A 20398-nucleotide genomic window follows, 5' to 3' on the forward strand; every position below is an offset into this window, starting at 1 on the left:
AGATTGGTCTCCATTATCGGCAGGGTATGAATCGTACCATGGTCTTCTTGTCTCTGATGACTTCTCCAAGAAGATCAATAGTGCGATCGATTTCTTCCATCGTATTACCAAGTCCAAGCGAAAAACGCAGAGCACAATGCGCCTCTTCTTCGGAAAGTCCCATTGCCAGTAATGCGTGTGAAGGCTTCGGTGAACCGGCCCGGCATGCCGACCCGGAAGAGAGAGAAACACCTTTCTGGTCCAGGGCGAGAACTACCGACTCTCCACGTATTCCGGGAAAAGTCATATTCAATGTGTTTGGCAACAGTGCCTCCGGATTTCCGTTCAACTTCGCATCTTTCATTAATTCGCGTATCCCTTTTTCCAGTTTGTCACGCATCCTTTTGATCCTGACCATTTCATGGATTCGTTGAACCGCCAGCTCTGCTGCCTTGCCCAGCCCGACAATCCCTAATACATTTTCTGTACCCGCACGCATTCCATTCTCCTGCTTCCCACCACTCACCAGTGGCTCCATTACAACATCTTTTCGAATATAAAGAGCCCCAATACCTTTCGGGCCATATATTTTATGCCCAGACATTGTGAGCAAATCCACACCGAGGGCTTCTACATCTATTGGAATTTTTCCAATCGCCTGTACACAATCAGTATGAAACAGAATGTTCCGTTCTTTCGCTATCGTGACCAGATCTGCTATCGGATTAATTGAACCGGTCTCGTTGTTTGCCATCATCACACTCACCAGGCATGTTTTATCTGTAATTGCAGATTTCAACTCTTCCTGGTTAATCTTCTTTGTTTTATCAATGTTGAGGTATGTTACGGTAAACCCGTGCCTTTCAAGCCACTGACATGTATCAATAACAGAAGGATGTTCTATGGAAGTGGTTATAATATGGTTCCTTGTGTTCCAGTTTGCGAAAGCAACTCCTTTTATAGCGAGATTGTTGGCCTCGGAACCGCTACCGGTAAAGGTTATCCGCCTTGCAGTACAATTGAGTAACTGGGCAACACTTCGCCTCGCCGCCTCAACAGCAAACCTCGCTTCCTTTCCTTCGGTATAGATACTGGATGGATTTCCATGACCATTTTCAGCAAACTGGAGCATGATCTTCCTGACTTCCGGGTCTAAAGGAGTTGTGGCATTGTGATCAAGATAAATACGCTTCTCAATATGCTGAGACTCTGAGTCTGACTCTATCATCCCGGTAGTATCATTGTATTCACCTGAATCTACCGCAAGTGCCTTGTCTCTCTCTGTTACTTTAACTACTTCACACAAGAGAGTTTTATATACAGGAAAGCCAGATATTGGGTCATACCGCTGGAGATCAGTCAAATCATTTACATTGCAATTCTGCCACTTCTCCGGCCCAACGGGTCCGCCGCCACCCATATTGGCATCAATGGCACCCTGAACAATATCATCGGTGACCAGTGCACACATGGTAACCTTACCACGCTTAGTCATAATGTCCACAAGGTCTCCGCTTTTGATACTACGAGCTTCCGCATCCAGGGTATTGATTGTTACCGTTGGCTCAGGCCTCTCTTTCAGAAGCCCTGAGACGCCATGATGCTGTGAACGGAAATCTGTAGTTACACGTGATCCCGAATTGAATATCAGGGGAAATTCCTCTGCAAGATCTGGCTGAGAGTGAGGTCCTTCACCAGGTTCTGTATAGACTGGTAGAGGGTCATACCCATGCTCTTCAAGTATTGTGGAAGCTATTTCAAACTTTCCTGTCGGAGTTTCGAACCCGGGCTTACCATCAGTACGCAGTAATCCCTTCTCCCATTTCTTGTACTGCGTTAAGACTGATGGCACCTGTACTGTTCCATTTGAACCCCGAACATCTTCAAGGGAAAAACCGGACCCTTTTAGCACGTGTCGAAGGAGTTCTTCCTCATCTGCCGGATAAAGATGCCCGTAGCCAAGACGTTCAGCAAGTTCTGTCAAAATAAAGAAATCATTCCGCGCCTCACCTACCGGCTCAGCAATTTTCTCTCTGATTCGAAAGATCGGTCCATACGTCATATATGATTCAATTTCATACATGGTAGTTGCGGGAAGGACTATATCTGCATACGCTGCATCTGCTGTCAATTGACGATCAATACTTACAAGAAAATCAAGATTATTCAATGTCTTGCGCCAGATAGCCGGTTGAGGCCAGGAAGTAATAATTGATCCTCCAAGTATGATAAGAGAACGAATAGGATAGGGTTTTCCTTCCAGGACAGACTCCGGTAATGCAATTGCATGGGATTCCCCCCGATATTGACTGTAAACAGGAAAGCGATCTCTGCCCAGTGCTTTTCGTACATCAGGATTGGGAATATGACCTTCACGGTTTAAAGGAAAATTGTTTTCTTTCATCGTAAAACAACGCCCTCCCGGCACATCAAGCTGTCCCCCAAGTGCCCAGAGGACCATTGTCGCTCGTATTGCCTGCACACCGCTGTCACTATACTCAAGCCCGCTGTACATAACCGGAGATGCACCATTTACTTCTGCAATTCTTCTGGCAAGAGACCTGATTGTGTCAGCAGGAACCCCCGTAATGTTTTCAACAGCATCCGGCCTGAAGTGTTGTACATATCTTGCAAGGTCATCGAACCCAACTGACCAGTTTTTTACAAAGTCCTCGTCATAGAGTTCTTCTTCTATAAGAATATTGCACATACCGAGAGCCAGGGCGCCATCAGTACCAGGACGTATTGGAATCCACTCTGCATCAGTAAGCTTTGCCGTCATGGTTTTCCGCGGATCTATAACAACAACCTGTGCTCCTTGTTTTTGTGCACTGATAATCCTGTTAAGATCCAGCGGTGGACAATCGGTTGCAGGATTTGTCCCCCATACCACTATCATCTGGGCATTCTCGATATCGGAAAACATATTAATCAACATCCCCCCCATAGTGATATGAGGCGCAATCATAGCAAACGAGACGTAGCAGAGAGCACCTACTCCCAGAGTATTTGGAGAACCAAATGGAAACAAAACACTTGACGCAGAAGATACGGCCACATCCTTTGGCTGAAACACATCACACATGGAAAGCTCAAAGCTTCCCCTCCCTGTGTATATAGCAGTAGCCTCCGGGCCCGACTCCTCCTTAATAGTATTTAAGTTTTCAACGATAATTTCATAGGCACTGTCCCAGGAAATTCTCTCAAACTCATAGGTACCTTTTGGGCCCTTTCTCCTCAGCGGATAGCGAAGCCGGTCTTTGGAATATACAATTTCAGAAGAGTGTTCACCGAGTTTGCAAATCATTCCTAGATGAGAGCTTTCATCAGGTCTTACCTCCGCAATCCTTCCCTCCTTATCATAGCTGACGGTAACCCAGCACCCAGCAGGACAAATACCGCAGATTGCATGTTTTTCATTACTACTGTTCTTTGATCCCATTAAATATTCCTTTTAAAGTTTGTCGTAACAGTATGCACTACGGTAAAAGGTGCGCCCTGTTAAAATTTTAATCAGCAGCTGGTGCGAAAAGGTTCAGGCTGAAAAGTTGTTCAGTATCAAACCATTGTTGTTCCACATAAAGACCTGTCTCTTCTGCCAGAGCATTAATATCGTCTGGAGAATACTTGAATGAGTGTTCCGTGTGAATAGTTTCATCAGCCATAAATGAAACCTCTAAATCAAGTTCACTGATAAAAACCTTCTGATCTATATGACTGATCAGGTACATCTCAATTCGTCCAATTTCTTCATTATAAATTGCCTTGTGAAAAAATTTATCTACGTCAAAATTGCCCCCCAGTTCTCTATTTACATGTGTAAGGAGGTTTAAGTTGAACTCTGCAGTAACACCCTGTGTATCATTGTAGGCATTTTCCAAAATAGTTTTCTCTTTTTTCAAATCAATACCTACCAGAAACCTGTCATTGGGAAGCATTATTTTCTGTAGATGTCGTAAAAAATCAGTTACCTCAGATCTATTAAAATTGCCTATACTTGATCCTAACCATGTAATCAGGTTCTGTTGCTCTTTCAGGATGTTCAGGTGATCAATTCCTTCATTATACCTGGCAGCAATGGCGTTTATTACCAGATCCGGATATGCTTCGAGCAGGGAATAAGCGCTCTCCTCAAGTATCTTATGGGAGACATCAATAGGTGTATAATGAGCAAGGCGCTGACGTTCAAGAAACGCCTCTATCAGTATCCTTGTTTTTGTAGAACTACCACTACCTAATTCGACGAGGACTGTTTCTCCCGTAAATAGGGAAACAATATCATCTGCGTTTGCTTCAAGGATATCTGTTTCCGTACGTGTCAGGTAATATTCCGGAAGTCCACAGATTTTCTCAAATAACTGTGATCCGGCATGATCATAGAAATAGACAAAGGGGAGGTGCTTTGATTCAGAAGTAAGACCGCTTTTAACATCTCTGGAGAAGTTGTTTATGAAATTCTTCCTATCGATTGTTACTAGTGAAAATCGTCCTTCAATTCCTGAAATTGTCACTTTATTTACTCCATATCTAAAATCACTATTATAAAGTATTTATATTACAATATACTCCACTTGAAAATCAAGAAAACTCACAATAAAACTAGCCTCAGTTATGACAAAAGAATTTGGTATTAAATTTGCTTAAATTTAAAAATATTCAATACTGGAACAATAACGCTAACACTTTTACACAAGCATTAACTTTATTTTAAAATTTTAAAAAGATTGCCAGTGGTATCAAGGAGATTGAAACCATAGCAGCATGGAGAGAATCAGAGAGATTGGAGGCGGAAGAGTATAATAAAAAAAAGAGATTTTAGATATAAATGAGAAAATAATGGAAAACGATATCGCTGGTGATCCAATGAATGAAAAAAGATGGAGCAAAAAGACAGCCTATGCACTTAAAGATGATTTAACGAACACCTATTTTGAAGGGAGCAAGAGAGGTAGTAAAGTAGCTGGGTATGGCAAATCAAAAGAGAAGCGCAATGATTGTCCAATGGTTACACTATCGCTTACAATAGATGAAGAGGGATTTCCTAAGCAGAGCAAAGTGTGGAAAGGCAATGTGTCAGAGCCGGATACGCTTGAGGGTATTTTGTTGGGGTTAAAAGAAGAAGAAAGCTTGTTTTCGAGTCAGAGAACGATTGTTATGGATGCAGGGATTGCTACGGAAGATAATATTGCATTGATTAAAAAGAACGGCTTTAAATATATAGCAGTCTCACGCAAGAGAACGTATGATGATGCCCTCTGGTCTGGAGTGCAAGAGGAGAAGGTCGCATTATCGGAGGGGAAAACAATATTGAGTATGAAATTAGCCCGAACAGAAGAAGAGGTGTTTCTTTTATGCCACTCTGAAGCAAAAGAGGCCAAAGAGAGTGCAATTCTTTTCCGTCGTGAGCAGAAATTTGAACAAGAGTTAACAGCGATACAAGAGGGATTAAAGAAGAAAAGGACGCTCAAGAAAAAGGTAGTTTTAGAAACATGAAAGGCAATCTGGGTTTGTGTCCAAACTTTCATCATGACGATATCCCAACTATTGCTCATGTACATATCACGGTATTGGCTTATCATATGCTTGCAGGGATATTAAAAAAGTTACGAACAGCGGATGTGCATTATAATTGGAATACGATTCGTAATATTCTTGCAACACATGTAAGGGTAACAACCACTATGAACACAGAGGATGGACACGTTATTGACGTCAGAACATGCATAACATCCACAGAAAAGCAATATATGATTTACAATAAGCTACATATTAAACATACTTCTTTGGAGAGAAAACATATGAAATCATCGGTTAAGACCCAAAGATGTAGTGCCGAAAATTGAGACGCGGAAAACTTAGTTGCCTGCAATTATTAGAGATACAACTTTTGCTTGTCGAACTTTGCATAGCAATGCTAAGTCGAGGATTTTGTGATTGAGAAAAATCTATAAGTTCTTGCGAAATCTGGTAAAGAAAACCGAAAACCAATTCGTGATGGGTATAGTATGACAAACATCTGGAACGAAGAGACCATTCGGCAGAGAGTCTCACCTTGAGTTACTCACAAAGGGGTCCCCTTAGCAGCTGGTCTAGCCGGAATTTATTCACGAAGGTTTACACCAAGAGAATTGTTAAGATTTACAAGAATCTTTTCCTGCAAGATATCTACTTCTTCGCTCTTCAATGTTTTGTTATCTGCCCTGAATACAATTCTGAATGCGATACTCTTCCTACCCTTTTCAACCTGTTTGCCCCTGTATACATCAAGGAATTTTATCTCATTAACATAGTCTATCTTGAGGGACTCAATGCATTTTTCTATATCTGCCCATGTGACCTGCTCATCACTTACGATGGCCAGATCTCTTGTCACTATGGGAAATGATGGTATTTTTTGGTATGAACTATCAAGGTTTGTTTTATCTAGCAGTAAGTTAAAATCAAGTTCAGCTACGCACGGCTTACTCCTGAAATCATAGTCACTGATTACTTCTCTGCTTAACTCTCCAATAAATCCCAGAACCGTGTTTCCAAGCCTCAACTCTGCAGATTTTTGAGAGCTGAACAGAGCAAAATCAAAAAACTTACTTTCTAGACTTTCAACAATATTAAGATGAATGAGTATTGTCTCTATAACGCCTTTTAAAGCCAGGTACCCATCCTCTCCGAGAATACATAAACACTCTTTCTCTTCCGGCAACTGGTCATCTTCTCGAGGCAGATAAACCTTAGACAATTCATATATATCAGTTTTTTCTGCACCATAGTTCTGATTATGTTTCTTTACCCGTAGAAGATTATGTACCAGTGCCTTCCTTAGAAGGTCCTCGTCCTGACGTATCGGATTGAGGATCTTCAAACTGCTCATTTCAGACCAGATGGTACCATATCTATCCTGTGAATCACCTACAATGCTGTCGGTAATAACTTCATTAAAACCCAGTCCGGCCATAACATTTTTTGTCTTTTCAGTGATTTTATCAAACTTATTATCATGTGCCAGCTTCACACCTATACTACTTTTCACGGGAATTTTGTCGTATCCATGTATCCTGGCAACTTCCTCTATCAGGTCTATTTCCCGATAAACGTCTCCCCTGAAACTGGGCACATCCACGCTGAAACCATCTTCCGTTTCACTATTTATTCTAAACTGAAGGTGTTCCAGAATATTCTTCGCCGTGTCTTTTTCTATCTGAAGTCCCAACAGTCGGTTCAAACGGGACATACTTAAAGTAACACACACCTTTTTTTCTTCCAGGAAGTTCTGGTCAATTATGCCATCCACAATAGTACCACCCGCTATTTCTAATATCATCCTGGCTGCTCTCTTTGATGCCCAGTCGACACACTCAGGATCAACGCGTCGCTCAAAACGATAAGACGAGTCAGACATCAGGGCAAGTTTTCTGGATGTTCTTCTCACACTTCTCGGATCAAAAAAGCCGCTTTCCAGAAGGATGTTCCTTGTTGCTTCTGAGACTTCTGTCTCTTTTCCTCCCATTATACCTGCAACAGCAACCGGTTTCTGCGAATCCGCAATCACCAGCATGTCATCAGAAAATGTACACCTGCTGCCATCAATTGCCTCCATAGTTTCACCCATCTTTGCCTTTCTGACAACAATCCTGTTTTCACTCAACTTATCAAAGTCAAAGGCATGTAAAGGCTGACCACTCTCCATCAATACGTAGTTTGTAATATCTACTATATTATTTACAGGACGCAACCCGATACTACTGATTTTCTTCTTCAGCCAATCCGGAGATGGCCCCATTTTCACATCTTTTATAATTTGTGCCGTATATCGCTGACACAATTCATTTTCTTCTATTGTGACACCCGTTATATCATTTATATTTTCATTAGTTGTATCATAACCCACATCCGGAATTTCAAGTTTTCCGCTAACGATGGTGGCTACTTCTCTTGCTACTCCTATAAAGCCCAGGCAGTCAGGCCTGTTTGAGGTCACCTCTACCTCCAGGCAATAATCATCATCTACAGGGTCCATAGTGTCAACTACCAGTCCAGCATTCGTTAAACATTCTGCCAATTCCTCTACGGAAAGATCGTGTTTACAATAATCCTTTAGCCAGTTGTAACTGATTTTCATAAGTTTTCAGATAAACAATTGATTAAGTTAGATACTTCATTCTGCTTCCGTGCCTGTACCTATTCGGGCAGGCCCGCCTGGACTAGCCATTCGGGCAGGCCTGCATTCAGAATGACAAGTCAGCATGTCATTCTGAGGAATGTACTGCCATGTTTAGATTTCAAAATTGTGATAAAAATCTCAAATCATTTTCAAAAAAAAGTCTGATATTATCTATTCCATACTTTAGCATGGTAAGTCTTTCCACGCCGATTCCAAATGCAAATCCGGTATATTTTTCTGAATCGTAGCCAACAGTGTCAAATACATTGGGATCCACCATTCCCGCGCCCAGAACCTCAACCCATCCACTGTTGGAGCAGACGCTACATCCTTTTCCTTTACAGATAGAACAGGAAATATCTATTTCTGCGCTGGGTTCGGTAAAGGGGAAGAATGAAGGACGGAATCTCATCTTTATATCCTGCCCGAAGTACGACTGGGCAAACAGGGTTAAAACATATTTCAGATCGCTGAAGCTGACACCTTCATCAACCATCAGCCCTTCAATCTGGTGAAACATCGAAGCGTGTCGAGCATCAACGGTATCCGGTCTGAAAACCTTTCCCGGGGCAATCATTCTGATCGGAGGTTTTTTCTTTTCCATCACTCTTATCTGGACAGTTGATGTCTGGCTTCTCAAGAGGCGTTTATTGCCCAGGTAAAATGTATCAAAATCTTCTCTGGAAGGATGATCCGAGGGGATATTCAGAGCGTCAAAGTTGTAGTATTCGTGCTCTACCTCTGGGCCGTATTCTATATCAAAACATAACTTTCTGAAAATTTCTTTAATTTCATCGATTGTCTGTGTGAGCGGATGTTTATGCCCATAGGGTTTGTATTCGCCAGGCAGAGACAAATCAAAAATCTCTTTAGACCCCAAAGCCTGATCTTTGCCAACAAACTTCGCTTTTGCCTCTTCAATATATTTACTGATTTCCTGCTTAAGTATATTTGCCGACTTTCCGGTAGACGATCTCTGTTCGGGAGGCAAACCGGGAATTGATTTGATTATTTCGTTAATAATGCCGCCTTTTCTCCCGAGATATCTTGCCTTTATCTTTTCTACTTCTTCCGGAGATCCGGCTTTCGCCAGGTCTTCTTTCGCCTTATTTTGTATTTCGCTTAATTTTTCCTGCATAATCAGATGATAAATATTTTTTCAAGGAGGAATTATAATGTGCAATCGTAATCGTTAAATATTAAGTGGGATTTTATGCTGCATAACCCATGTGTCAACCCCGCTTTCACGGGGGTTCCATGGACCATACCAGTTTCTTCAAGTCTGAGCAGTTTGTTTCAGGCAGGCTAAAAGAAAGAGTCTTACTATAACAATATTCTAAATTGTGGATTGGTTATTAAGGATTGTCAGTCAAAAGAACAATCCAGAAAGAGTGAAAAGCCAGAATGCATGTATATGCATCCAGACTTTAAACATGTTGCTTTGACAACTCGACCAATTCATCAAAAGCTGCAGGATCATTTACTGCTACTTCTGCTAATATTTTCCTGTCAACTACAACATTGGCTTTTGTTAACCCATTGATAAAACGACTATAATTTATCCCGCGCATTTTAGCAGCCGCATTTATGCGTATTATCCAGAGTTTTCTGAAATTTCTCTTTTTACACTTCCTGTCTCTATACGCAAAGGCCATTGCCCTCACATACGTTTCACTTGCCTTTCTATATAGGTTACCTCTACCGCCCCAATACCCTTTTGTTTCATTGAGAAGTCTTTTCCTTGCTTGTTTCCTTGCTGATCCTTTTCTTACTCTTGGCATCTTAAAAACCTTTCTTGTGCTTATTCTAAAAAATGACTATGCTTTTCCTAATGCGCGCATCAACGGTCTGATAAATCCCTTAGATACAAGGCTAGTTCTCTTGAGCGCTCTCTTGCGATTACCGGTTTTCCCTGACATTAAGTGGCCGGCAAAAGCTTTCCTTCTCTTAATCTTACCGTTAGGAGAAACTTTGACCCTTTTCGTAAGACCTTTATGTGTTTTTAATTTTGGCATTCCAATACTCCTTTGCTTTCTAAGCTTTAACTCTGTTATTATACTTTCGGTGTTAAGATAATCCCCATACTTCTCCCCGTTGACTTTGCCTGAGATTCTACCTTGGCAATATCTTCCAGAGACCTGATAATTTCATCAAATATTTCTTTAGCCATATCCCTGTGTGCCCTCTCTCGACCTCTGAACATCATGTTAACCAGGACCCTGTCCTTTCTTGCGAGAAATTTCCTGGCATTCTTGATTTTTGTCTGCAAATCATGCGCGCCTATTTTTGGTCTGACCCTGATCTCTTTTAATTGAACAACTCGGCTTTTCTGATGTGACTTTTTGCTCAGTTTATATTTGTATTTACCATAATTCAGAAGACGGCACACTGGCGGATCAGTATCCGGTGAAACTTCAACCAGATCAAGCCCCAGCTCCATTGCCTTGCTGAGTGCATCGTGTTTCTTTAATACACCCAACTGAGTACCATCTTCAGCAACAAGTCTCACAGTTTTAGCATATATTCTTTCATTAATTCTCTGATATTTCGAGATCTCTACACCCCCATTTAAAAGGTTCAGAATTTACATTTAGTGCAAAAATACCCGGTAAACGCAAACTCCCAAATATAAAGAGACACTTAAGTTCTATTCTTAGCCTCTCTTTCAACACGCACAAGGAATTCTGACAACGGCAGAGATCCCTCATCTCCATTCTTACGGCTCCTGACTGACACAGTCTCTTCATCCACCTCTCTATCACCTATAATGAGTAGATAAGGGATTTTCTCCAATGTACCTTCTCTGATCTTAAAGCCGGTCTTCTCGTTTCTTAAATCACAATCAGCTCGGATCCCTGTCTCGGATAATCGATCCTTTATTTTTTTACTATATTCATCATGGGCATCTGTTATTGGTAAAATTCTTACCTGTGTAGGCGCCAGCCACAAAGGGAAGTCACCGGCATAATGTTCCAGCAGGCACCCGACAAATCTCTCCATGGCGCCAAGCACGGTACGATGTACCATCACCACTTTATGCTTTTTGCCGTCAGAAGCGATATAGTTAACGTCAAACCTTTCAGGTAAATTAAAATCTACCTGAATAGTTGGCCCCTGCCAACCCCTTCCCAGCGCGTCCTTAATTTTTATATCTATTGCCGGCCCATAGAACTTTGCCTCCCCTTCCTCCCTCGTATATTCCAACTCTTTCTGTTCGAGGGCGTTTTTTAAAGCCTCTTCGGCAAGGTCCCAATTTTCATTTTCACCTATATACTTTTCGGATTCTCCTTTACCTCTCACCGCAAGTTCTATTTCATATTCATTAAACCCGAAACTTTCCAGCATATATTGCGCCAGATCTATAATTCCAACTATTTCATCCTTTAACTGGTCCGGCCTGCAGAAGACATGGGCATCGTCCTGAGTGAAACCGCGGACCCTCAAAAGTCCATGCAAAACACCAGATCTCTCATATCTATAAACAGTGCCAAGTTCACCCCACCTTTGCGGCAGATCGCGATAACTACGGACCTTTGTCTGGTACATAAGAATTGCAAAAGGACAATTCATCGGTTTCAATATATACTCCTGCCCGTCAACTTCTATAGGGGAAAACATACTCTCTTTATAGAAGTGCAGATGTCCGCTTGTTTTCCAGAGATCTATTTTTGCAATGTGAGGACTATAAACTATTTCATATCCTCGTTTATAATGCTCTTCTCTCCAGAATGTTTCTATAATGCTCCTTATTCTTGCTCCTTTTGGGTGCCAGAATACAAGACCGGGACCACCCTGGTCATGGAAGCTGTAAAGGTCTAACGCGGTACCCACTTTTCTGTGGTCGCGTTTTTTAGCCTCTTCTAAAAGCTTCAAATGTACCCTTAAATCCTTCTTATTTGTAAACGCCGTACCATATATCCTCTGAAGCATCGGGTTGGTTTCTTTACCGCGCCAGTATGCTCCGGCAACACTTAGCAGTTTAAATGCCGTAATCTTCTTAGTACTTGCCAAATGCGGGCCTCTGCACAAGTCCACAAAATCACCCTGTCTGTAAAAGGAAATAGTTTGATCTTCCAGGCCCTTAATCAACTCAACCTTGTAATCCTGCCCAGACTCTTTCATCATTTTTATGGCAATATCACTGGTCTCTTCAAAACGGTCAAATGTCTCGTCAGACTCAATAATCCTCTTCATCTCCGCCTCTATCTTCTCAAGATCTTCTTCTGTCAGGGTTGTGTCCAGATCAAAGTCATAGTAGAAACCGTCCTTGATGGAAGGGCCAATCCCGAGCCTGGCATTCGGATATAGATTAGTGACTGCCTGGGCCATAACGTGGGCGGTGCTATGCCTGAGTATCTCCAGTCCATCTTCAGAGTCTGCCATCACAAGGTCCAGGGCCGTATCTGTTTCGATCTGGCTCTCAAGATCGACAAGCATGCTGTTAACCTTACCGGCTATTGCCATACCTCGGCTCTGTCCGGCAATATCGCAAGCCACGTCCTTTACAGTGACCTTATCTTCATATTTTCTTTCAATACCGTCGGGTAGAGTTATCTTAACCATTTTTCTCTCAATTAATAGTAATTTTTCCGCACATTATGGGAAACAGTCAATTTACCCGATTTTTATCTTCATTTCAACAAATAAGTCGAGTATTTTATATATTTCATATATAAACCACTTATTAATGATAGATATGAATTTTTACCCAATCCTTAAGAAAGGGTTGATGGAAACCAGAGATTTAACATTTGCTCCAGTTATTTTAGCCTTATAAAACACACTAAAGATGAACAGGGATATAGTCCCTGAAATAAACCCGCCGATCAATGACGGGTAATTGCAGCGATGCCTACTCTTCTGTTGACAACTAAATTTTCAAATTGTAATCTCTTGCATATAATAACATTATAAGAGGCGAAAGATCAGAGTAAGAAGAAATATTGCCTGTTACTCCGATCTTTCGCCTAGATTTTCTGATTTATTTAATGGATGGTAGCAACTTTTGTGTAATTTATTGATTATAAATGATATCCACACTTGACTGGCTCGTACTTCTGGCCTATGCAGGCGTAGTTACCACCTTTGGTTTTTTGGCAGGTAAAAAGGAGAGTACATCTGAAGACTACTTCCTTGGTGGTCGTAAGATGCCATGGTTGTCTGTTATGGTTTCCATTTACGCCACTTCGCTTTCCGCTCTTACATTTATAGGTGTTCCGGGCGCCGCGTTTGGAGGTGATTTTGTTTATCTTCAGTTGGCAATCGGTGATCTGGCCGGACGCATTCTCGTCTCAACCCTGCTATTAACAGCGTACTACAAGAGCCAGGTAACTACCATTTATGAGTTTCTGGGAAAGCGCTTTGGTCCAAGGAGCCGTGATGCCGGGACAGGGTTTTTTATACTTACCCGTATAGTGGCAAGTGGTGTTCGCCTGGCAGGGTGTGCCATAGCGCTTTCTGTTGTATTTGAGATTCCACTTAACGGAGCAATTGTATTAATCGCGGTTGTAGCGCTTGTGTACACTGCCCTGGGAGGAATTAAGGCGGTCATATGGACAGACGCGCTTCAGTTTTTCCTTCTCCTGGGTGGAGCAATTGTAACATTATCTGTTATCTGGTCTGCAATTCCGGGGGGATTTAATGAGTTTTTTCAGATTGGGTCTGAATTTGAGAAATTCAGGATTTTTCATGTCTCTGCTTCGCCGTCCCATCCTGAATTTTTTTTGAATTTCAACAATCCCAATGCCCTTGCTGCAGGTCTGCTATTTGGGTGTTTCACAACATTTGCGGTGTTAGGTACCGATCAGGACCTCGTACAGCGGATGTTGACATGCGACCATGTAAAAAAAGGTCAAAAGGCCTTACTATGGACGGCAGCACTTAATTTCCCCATAACATTACTTTTTTTAAGCGTGGGTGCTGCCCTTTTTGCCTATTACAAAGTTGTTCCTGACGCTGCGGTAGATGCTTTTGCTACGGCACAACATAATGATTATATCTTTCCCCATTTCATAAAAACAGTACTTACTCCCGGATTGCGGGGGTTACTGATTGCTGCACTGCTTGCTGCTGCCATGTCATCTCTTGATTCAGCTCTTAATGCTCTCTCTTCCACATTTTATATTGATATTTACAAAAGATATATAAGACCTGAAACAGATGAGAAAGGAGCTGTTACTTTATCCAGATACTCTGTGATTATATTTGCCGCTATTCTGGCGTTTGTGGCAATGCAGTGTGGTAAAACCGAATCTGTTTTATGGCTTGGGTTCAAAGCCTTTGGTTATACCTACGGTGCTATGATTGGGGTTTTCCTCATTGCGGTCCTCACAAATAAACGCGGTAATGACATTGCCAATGTTGCAATAATGGTTACGAGTGTGCTTATGGTCCTGTTTTTAACGGCTGATTCAATTGGGCCGCTACAGGAAATCCGTTCAACCCTTCTTTCTCCACTGGGAATTGAGAAAATATCCTGGAAATGGTCGATTATTATAGGGTCGATATGGACGTTTGGTATTGGTGTTATTTTCTCAGGAAAACCATTAAAAAGTTAAAAGTGAACTAAAACGCCTGAAGTTGAAAAAGAAAATTGTCCTTCCTTTAACTTTAGCCACTTACCCTGGTATTAAATGTAAAACCCTTGAAACTATTATTGAGATAATGATTATAACAAAAGTATATACCAAAAGCGCATAGACTCTCTTGTCTCTAAGCCAGCTCTTCTTTTCCGGGTGTTTCTTTAAAATTCCTTTTAATGTCCAGTCTACAGAGACTGGTGAGGCAGTTGTGGATATTTTTGAATATATAAGTGAAATACATAGTGTCGTACAGAACCCGATTGGTCCCCACCAGAGCCATGAGATTGAAGGTACGTATTGCCCCAGGAGGAAGTTAAGTGTAGTACCAGCTATTATGCCGGTGATGATAGCGGAACCTGTTATCGACCTGAATAAAATACCGGCTAAAAAAGTAGCCAGAATCGGGCCGGAAAATGCCGAACCTATCATGTTTACTATTTCTATTACGGTGGAAGAAGATCTTGCTACAAAGTAAGCCCCTCCCGCACAGAGTATACCCCAGAACAGTGTTATGAGTTTTGAGAGGCGAAGCATCTTGAGGGGTTTTTGTGCAATGTCAGGTCTGAATTTCAGGACAAAATCTGAAACAGTTACGGCAGATAATGAATTAAAAGCTGAATCTATGCTCGACATGGAAGCGGCAAATAGACCTGCCATTACCAGGCCTACCACGCCAACCGGCAGATAGTTGATCATAAATGTAGGTACCAGGTAATCCGGATTTTTGTCCTGGATCTTAGTGGCAAAGTCAGGTTGACTTTGAATAAAGGCCGCCAGGACAACTCCAAAAATAATATAGGTGAGAACTATCGGAAACCTGATTAATCCGTTAATCATGAGCGCGTTCTGTGCCTGGCGGACATCCGGTGTGGCAAGTAATCTCTGGGCCTGGCTCTGGTCACATCCATAATAGCCTACATAAAGAAAGATACACCCGATAATCATGGGCCAGAAGGCAAAGGTCTGGCCGTCTCCAAAACCGTGATGGGAAAAATCTATTGAATTCAGGCGGGCCGGATCAATTGAGATGGAGGAAAAATCTTTACCCAAAATACTTATAGATACAATTAGTGCGACAAGTACACCGCCGTACAGGATGATAAGCTGGAGAATGTCGCTGTATACGTCTGCCATTATTCCACCAATTGTTGTGTACGCAATGGAAACTATGGCCATAATAATCATAGTCGTAACAATAGGCAGATCCATTATTACAGAAAGTACCAGTGCTGATGTGTAGAGGATTACGCTTGTTGAAAGCCCACGTGAAAACATAAAAAGGGCTGACAGTGTGAACCGTGTTCTCTTCCCGAATCGTCGTTCAGCATATTCATATACCGATGAACCGGAGAGCTGTCGGAAAACGGGGACCAGTAAAAACATTATGGCAATCATGGAAACCGGTACGGCAAACTCGAATTGCAGCCATTTGATACCTCCTCCTGTCTTGAGCGCTACAAACGCGGGGGCGCTGACCAGGCTTATCGCACTTACCTGGTTTGCGGCGAGAGATATGGCAATAACAGTGGGTCCCATCTTTCTTCCACCAAGAAAGTAGTCATCGGTGGATTGTTGACGTCTTGCCAGCCAGACGCCAAGTCCAATAATACCAATCAAATAGGTTGTCAATACAACCCAGTCTATATTAGTCATGTTTCATAGCGGGTTTTACTTCAGGTACTAAAGTTACTTCAAACTTGCTATATTGACATGTAGTATGAGTTTGCATATCTTTAAAATCAAGGCAAAAAGATGATGGTGGTTATTGAGATTTATTCCTTAAGTTTTTGTGGATATATCCGATACTAAATACATAAGAGTTTTAACTCTGTTTAATGTATTAAGCATCCTGTCGGCCAACAGGCAGGTAATAACACGAAAAACACTCTGAATTACAGAAAGGGGAGAATGAGGTGGGAATAAACAGGTTATTTCTGGGTCCATTTAATGCTAAGATCTTTGGTGAGGAGATCAAAGAGAAGCAAGATAAGGTATTTGACGAGATTCTACAGGAGGAACATGTAAAGTTTGAACAACTGATATCAAAGATAGAAAAGAAATGGAATACAGAAAATCATTGCCGGGAATATAATCTTAAAGAAAAATACCATTTGCCGTCTACTGAGTAATCATTCATTGCACCCAGCGGCTTGTTTAGCGGGTGCAATGAACTATTTCTTTCTTTCTTGTTCTGCAAGGTTATATTAGTATTCAATCTTCAATATTTTATAACGCAATACACCTGCCGGCGCATTTACCTCAACTTCATCATTTACTTTGTGCTCTAAGAATGCCTGTGCGAAAGGTGAAGAGACCAGTATTTTGTCATTTATCGGATCATCGTCACCCGCGCCTACCAATTCGTAGTTTTCGATATCTCCTGTATCCAGGTCCTTGACCTCTACTTTTGCTCCAAAATGAACAGCATCAGTTGGGATATTGGAGGAGTCTACAATTTCTGTCCTTGCAAGTTTGTCTTCAAGTTGTCTGATCTTTGCTTCGAGCATCCCCTGCGCTTCTCTGGCGGCGTGGTATTCTGCATTTTCTTTAAGGTCGCCATATGCTCTTGCTGTTGCGATCGCTTCCTGGATCTCAGGCCTCTTTACATTTTTCATTTCATCTAACTCTTTTTTTAATTTTTCGAAGCCATCTTGTGACATATAAACTTTTTCCATCTTATATCTCCTGGATTTATTTGGTAATAAAAAGATCATTTAAAATAATTTTAAACATAATGTCAATAAGATTATGCTGTTTAATTTAGTAGATTTATTTTTATATCTTGTGTAGTGTAGTTATCTATCCGTGCCAATCGGGGCAATTCGTGTCTTAGTGTTGAGCCGGACTGGCTGAAAGGAGCTTAATTCTGTGAATCTAAAGAAAAATATTACAATTTCCTTATTACTGATTTTTTCTTTAACCTCTTTTTGTTCAACTGCATTCTCCAGACAGGGGACCTTAGTCGGACAAATAGTAGATGGTTTTGACAAAGTGGTAAAAGATGTTGAAGTTAAGATTAAGGGGACTAAGTTTGCTGCAAAGAGTGATGAGAATGGTAAATTTCGGATAAAATCCAACCCCGGTAAATTAGAAATAACGTTCAGAAAGAAAGGTTATGCGAAGCAGACAATTCCTGTAAACATGTTTGACACTTCAGATATCCACTTACCACAATTAGCTTTCTGGAAATATCCTGAGAGCGGCGGGGTCTTTCTGGTTAGAGTAAATGATTACAAAAAGATTGAATACTCAAGTTTTTATTCGGAACGTGATGACAGCAGCATAAGTTTTTATGTTAAAGGAGAGTCGACGAAGATTGAGTGTCCGAAAGAGGCGTTTGAACAGGGTAAAATCTGGCTGATGATGCTTGATTACTCTAAGGATGAACCGATAGTAGTGGGTAAAAACCTCTACAGGGTTACAGATACCAACCTTTTAGGTAACATTGCATTTGAGTCAGGGGACTGGGCTGTGGAAAAGGTTGACGATAAGTATTCAGAGGTATCAAACAGGGTAGGCATTCGTTATCTAACGCTTGAGCCTGGAAAGTATTACTATTGTATCGGGCAACTTACATTAAGATCAAAGATAGGCTTCGGTTATTATTTTGAGATTGTGGATCCCACCCCTTAAATACCAAGCTGTATGGCCGGTATCCCCAGTCCAAACTGATACATCCCGGTGGCATGGACAAGCAGTTTTTTGCCTGTCCGTGTTAGAAAAAAAGAGGTAAGGACGAATCTACATATAAATTAGCCGAAGTCTTTTGCAGGTTACATCTTATAGATTGAATCGAAACGTTAAATGGTTGCTATGCACATATTTACAAATAACTGAGAGTGCAGAAAAAACATCCAGAGAAAACCCGGAATAGAGGCGGAAAGTTAAAATGGACCAAATCACTATTTTCAGGGTAAAAAGGGTTAGTAATAATTTCAGATGTGTTTACGACACTCTTTCTGAAAGGAGTTACACGTAAACCCGGACAATCCATAAAGGAGGCTTTGGGCCGTAATCCAGAGCATGAGATTAAGGAAGCAAAAAGAGAGTTCCAGGCGTCTGCCTGGAACGGATTTCCATGTAGTTGAACTTGAGCTGTTCAAAGACGAGCAGATCAAGGCATTTGCCGAAACATGGTATATGGTTACGGGAGAGTGGAAAGGGTGGCGACAGTACGCTGCGCGCTAATATTCTCCGTGAAGACCTGTGTCAGGAGTTAGCGTCAGCCCCAGGAATTTACTGGAACCAGGCCGAAAAAATAATTGTCTATATCCAGTAGAGGGTCGGCGTCTTACAGGCGAGAGATAATAAGATTTTTGCCTTTCCACACAGGACATTTCAGGAGTATCTTACCGCTTCATGTATCAAAAGAAAGTGAGATTTTGAAGTCTATTTAAGGGACAGGGTCAATGCGGACCTTTTCCATGGTGGAGAGAGATCTTTCTTCTAGTGGCTGGTTCTTGCAGAAATACACCAGAAAATATATACGAACTCATTGATGCTTTGGTGCCCAATGATTACGACGAAAAAAGTTTATTTCGGGCCACAATCTTTCATGCCCAATTGGCTGCCCGCGCTATGGAGGAAACAGGTTTTTTGGCCTTTGTGGATGAGGAGTTGATTAAAGGGCCGGGTCGATTTGCCAAAATTCACAAACGTATTCAGGGGTGGTTGCTGCAGGCGATTACGGCTGATACAAAATTAAGTCCTACCGAAAGAAGCTCTGCCGGGACGGCGCTTGCGAAAATCGGAGACCCTCGAATTGATCCTGAAAAGTGGTTTTTGCCGAAAGAGGAGGATTTCGGATTTATTCGTATTGAGGCCGGTGGATTTATAATGGGAAGTGATAACCCCTTTGGTTTGCAGGATATGAATGGTAATGTCTGGAAATGGGCACTACATAGTTTTTTAGCATACAAATCATTGTTTTATGAGGAGTCATTAAAGGAAAGTGTGATTGACTTACGGTGTAATATTAGATATAAATAACCTATGTAAAATGGGTTGGACTTAAATTTCTATTCATGTAGAAAGGGGTATAGATAGTGTTAAAAGGATTAAAAAGAGACTTAATTACGATACTGACGATTTGTGTGGTAGTTTTTGGCGGATCTCTTTACAGTGCCAATAATATTAATGCGGAAGAGGGTAAAAAGAAGACTATTTATATCTGTTACTGTGCCGGTGGCTGTCTCTGTGCCTATGAGACGTATGAGCCCGGTGGAAGATGTGTCTGCGGCCTGGCTACGATACCATCAGACAGGGAAGAGATGAGTGACGAGTACGAATATGAGTGTGACTGCGGCACCATGTGTGAATGTGGAACAGTGGCCGATGAACCGGGCCTGTGTCATTGCGGAATATTGGAAATGAAGGAAGTGGAGTAAGCCGGGTGTAAAAGTGAAAGGGTGTTGTTCATCCTGATCTCTATATGAGAGGTTCCTGATTATTTAATATGATATCGTTTGGTAAGTTCAAACGTTATTCAAACAGTTGTTTCGTTATCTACTTAATTAACAGAAAGTCGGGTGGCATGGACAAACTGCTGTTTGCCTGTCCGTGTTTGTTAACACTTCATAGACCTTAGTACTTGTCTTCTGTATCGTTACCAAACGAGCTACATAACAAAGAGGCCGTTTGGAAAACTGTCCCATACCTTTCTTGATTGAGGGCAGTTCAT

Annotated in this window: 16 protein-coding genes and 1 pseudogene; 7 read left to right on the forward strand and 10 right to left on the reverse strand. The window is 41.6% G+C overall.

Going from position 1 to position 20398, the window contains the following annotated elements; translation table 11 throughout:
- Positions 1-13: 13 nt before the first annotated feature.
- Together SCALIN_RS17725 and egtD are read right to left on the reverse strand one after the other, a co-directional pair.
- Positions 14-3421, reverse strand: coding sequence for an IscS subfamily cysteine desulfurase (locus tag SCALIN_RS17725; protein WP_096895793.1), 3408 nt, complete (start codon positions 3419-3421; stop codon positions 14-16).
- A gap of 67 nt (positions 3422-3488) precedes the next feature.
- Positions 3489-4490: an L-histidine N(alpha)-methyltransferase gene (egtD, locus tag SCALIN_RS17730; RefSeq protein ID WP_162532390.1), complete on the reverse strand. Its 1002-nt coding sequence runs from the start codon at positions 4488-4490 to the stop codon at positions 3489-3491.
- 322 nt (positions 4491-4812) lie between these two features.
- Between egtD and SCALIN_RS17735 the strand changes: the two are divergent.
- A pseudogene (locus tag SCALIN_RS17735) lies at positions 4813-5822 on the forward strand (IS1634 family transposase); the annotation flags it as partial.
- A gap of 257 nt (positions 5823-6079) precedes the next feature.
- On the opposite strand, the gene pheT reads toward SCALIN_RS17735, so the two are convergent.
- From pheT to thrS, 6 genes are all read right to left on the reverse strand, one after another.
- Positions 6080-8095 (reverse strand): phenylalanine--tRNA ligase subunit beta, encoded by a 2016-nt coding sequence (gene pheT / locus SCALIN_RS17745; protein WP_096895797.1) that lies wholly within the window; start codon positions 8093-8095, stop codon positions 6080-6082.
- 160 nt (positions 8096-8255) lie between these two features.
- Positions 8256-9275, reverse strand: coding sequence for a phenylalanine--tRNA ligase subunit alpha (gene pheS / locus SCALIN_RS17750; protein WP_096895798.1), 1020 nt, complete (start codon positions 9273-9275; stop codon positions 8256-8258).
- A gap of 289 nt (positions 9276-9564) precedes the next feature.
- Complete coding sequence (gene rplT, locus SCALIN_RS17755) at positions 9565-9918, reverse strand: 50S ribosomal protein L20 (RefSeq protein WP_096895799.1); 354 nt, start codon at positions 9916-9918, stop codon at positions 9565-9567.
- Positions 9919-9954: 36 nt separating this feature from the next.
- Entirely contained in the window at positions 9955-10152 is a 198-nt protein-coding gene (gene rpmI / locus SCALIN_RS17760; RefSeq protein ID WP_096895800.1) for a 50S ribosomal protein L35, read from the reverse strand.
- A 38-nt stretch (positions 10153-10190) separates the two neighbouring features.
- Positions 10191-10721: a translation initiation factor IF-3 gene (gene infC / locus SCALIN_RS17765; RefSeq protein WP_320410428.1), complete on the reverse strand. Its 531-nt coding sequence runs from the start codon at positions 10719-10721 to the stop codon at positions 10191-10193.
- Between the two features lie 56 nt (positions 10722-10777).
- Complete coding sequence (thrS, locus tag SCALIN_RS17770; RefSeq protein ID WP_096895802.1) at positions 10778-12700, reverse strand: threonine--tRNA ligase; 1923 nt, start codon at positions 12698-12700, stop codon at positions 10778-10780.
- 464 nt (positions 12701-13164) lie between these two features.
- Here thrS and SCALIN_RS17775 point away from each other — a divergent pair, with 464 nt between their 5' ends.
- Positions 13165-14694 (forward strand): sodium:solute symporter family transporter, encoded by a 1530-nt coding sequence (locus SCALIN_RS17775; RefSeq protein WP_096895803.1) that lies wholly within the window; start codon positions 13165-13167, stop codon positions 14692-14694.
- Between the two features lie 60 nt (positions 14695-14754).
- Here SCALIN_RS17775 and SCALIN_RS17780 read toward each other — a convergent pair whose 3' ends face one another.
- Positions 14755-16371 (reverse strand): sodium:solute symporter family transporter, encoded by a 1617-nt coding sequence (locus SCALIN_RS17780; RefSeq protein WP_096895804.1) that lies wholly within the window; start codon positions 16369-16371, stop codon positions 14755-14757.
- A 260-nt stretch (positions 16372-16631) separates the two neighbouring features.
- Between SCALIN_RS17780 and SCALIN_RS17785 the strand changes: the two genes are divergently transcribed.
- The gene (locus tag SCALIN_RS17785) at positions 16632-16847 is read left to right on the forward strand and encodes a hypothetical protein (protein ID WP_096895805.1); all 216 of its coding nucleotides are present in this window, start codon (positions 16632-16634) and stop codon (positions 16845-16847) included.
- A gap of 75 nt (positions 16848-16922) precedes the next feature.
- On the opposite strand, the gene greA is transcribed toward SCALIN_RS17785, so the two are convergent.
- Positions 16923-17393, reverse strand: a complete 471-nt coding sequence (gene greA, locus SCALIN_RS17790) for a transcription elongation factor GreA (RefSeq protein ID WP_096895806.1) — start codon at positions 17391-17393, stop codon at positions 16923-16925.
- A 193-nt stretch (positions 17394-17586) separates the two neighbouring features.
- On the opposite strand from greA, the gene SCALIN_RS17795 reads away from it, so the two are divergent.
- The 4 genes from SCALIN_RS17795 (at position 17587) to SCALIN_RS17805 (ending at position 20105) form a co-directional block, all read left to right on the forward strand.
- Positions 17587-18351, forward strand: coding sequence for a carboxypeptidase-like regulatory domain-containing protein (locus SCALIN_RS17795; protein WP_096895807.1), 765 nt, complete (start codon positions 17587-17589; stop codon positions 18349-18351).
- 390 nt (positions 18352-18741) lie between these two features.
- Positions 18742-18906, forward strand: a complete 165-nt coding sequence (locus tag SCALIN_RS22385) for a hypothetical protein (RefSeq protein WP_162532391.1) — start codon at positions 18742-18744, stop codon at positions 18904-18906.
- 261 nt (positions 18907-19167) lie between these two features.
- On the forward strand, positions 19168-19707 hold the full coding sequence (locus SCALIN_RS17800) for a hypothetical protein (RefSeq protein WP_096895808.1): 540 nt from the start codon (positions 19168-19170) through the stop codon (positions 19705-19707).
- 56 nt (positions 19708-19763) lie between these two features.
- Positions 19764-20105: a hypothetical protein gene (locus tag SCALIN_RS17805; protein WP_096895809.1), complete on the forward strand. Its 342-nt coding sequence runs from the start codon at positions 19764-19766 to the stop codon at positions 20103-20105.
- The last annotated feature ends 293 nt before the right edge of the window (positions 20106-20398 follow it).

The sequence above is a fragment of the Candidatus Scalindua japonica genome, from assembly GCF_002443295.1.
Lineage (GTDB): Bacteria > Planctomycetota > Brocadiia > Brocadiales > Scalinduaceae > Scalindua > Scalindua japonica.

Bases quoted from the DNA above. Each gene is read 5' to 3' on its own strand.
- SCALIN_RS17725 (WP_096895793.1), bottom strand. From the start codon at position 3,421: ATGGGATCAAAGAACAGTAGTAATGAAAAACATGCAATCTGCGGTATT.
- pheT (WP_096895797.1), bottom strand. From the start codon at position 8,095: ATGAAAATCAGTTACAACTGGCTAAAGGATTATTGTAAACACGATCTT.
- pheS (WP_096895798.1), bottom strand. From the start codon at position 9,275: ATGCAGGAAAAATTAAGCGAAATACAAAATAAGGCGAAAGAAGACCTG.
- rplT (WP_096895799.1), bottom strand. From the start codon at position 9,918: ATGCCAAGAGTAAGAAAAGGATCAGCAAGGAAACAAGCAAGGAAAAGA.
- rpmI (WP_096895800.1), bottom strand. From the start codon at position 10,152: ATGCCAAAATTAAAAACACATAAAGGTCTTACGAAAAGGGTCAAAGTT.
- thrS (WP_096895802.1), bottom strand. From the start codon at position 12,700: ATGGTTAAGATAACTCTACCCGACGGTATTGAAAGAAAATATGAAGAT.
- SCALIN_RS17775 (WP_096895803.1), top strand. From the start codon at position 13,165: ATGATATCCACACTTGACTGGCTCGTACTTCTGGCCTATGCAGGCGTA.
- SCALIN_RS17780 (WP_096895804.1), bottom strand. From the start codon at position 16,371: ATGACTAATATAGACTGGGTTGTATTGACAACCTATTTGATTGGTATT.
- greA (WP_096895806.1), bottom strand. From the start codon at position 17,393: ATGGAAAAAGTTTATATGTCACAAGATGGCTTCGAAAAATTAAAAAAA.
- SCALIN_RS22385 (WP_162532391.1), top strand. From the start codon at position 18,742: ATGAGATTAAGGAAGCAAAAAGAGAGTTCCAGGCGTCTGCCTGGAACG.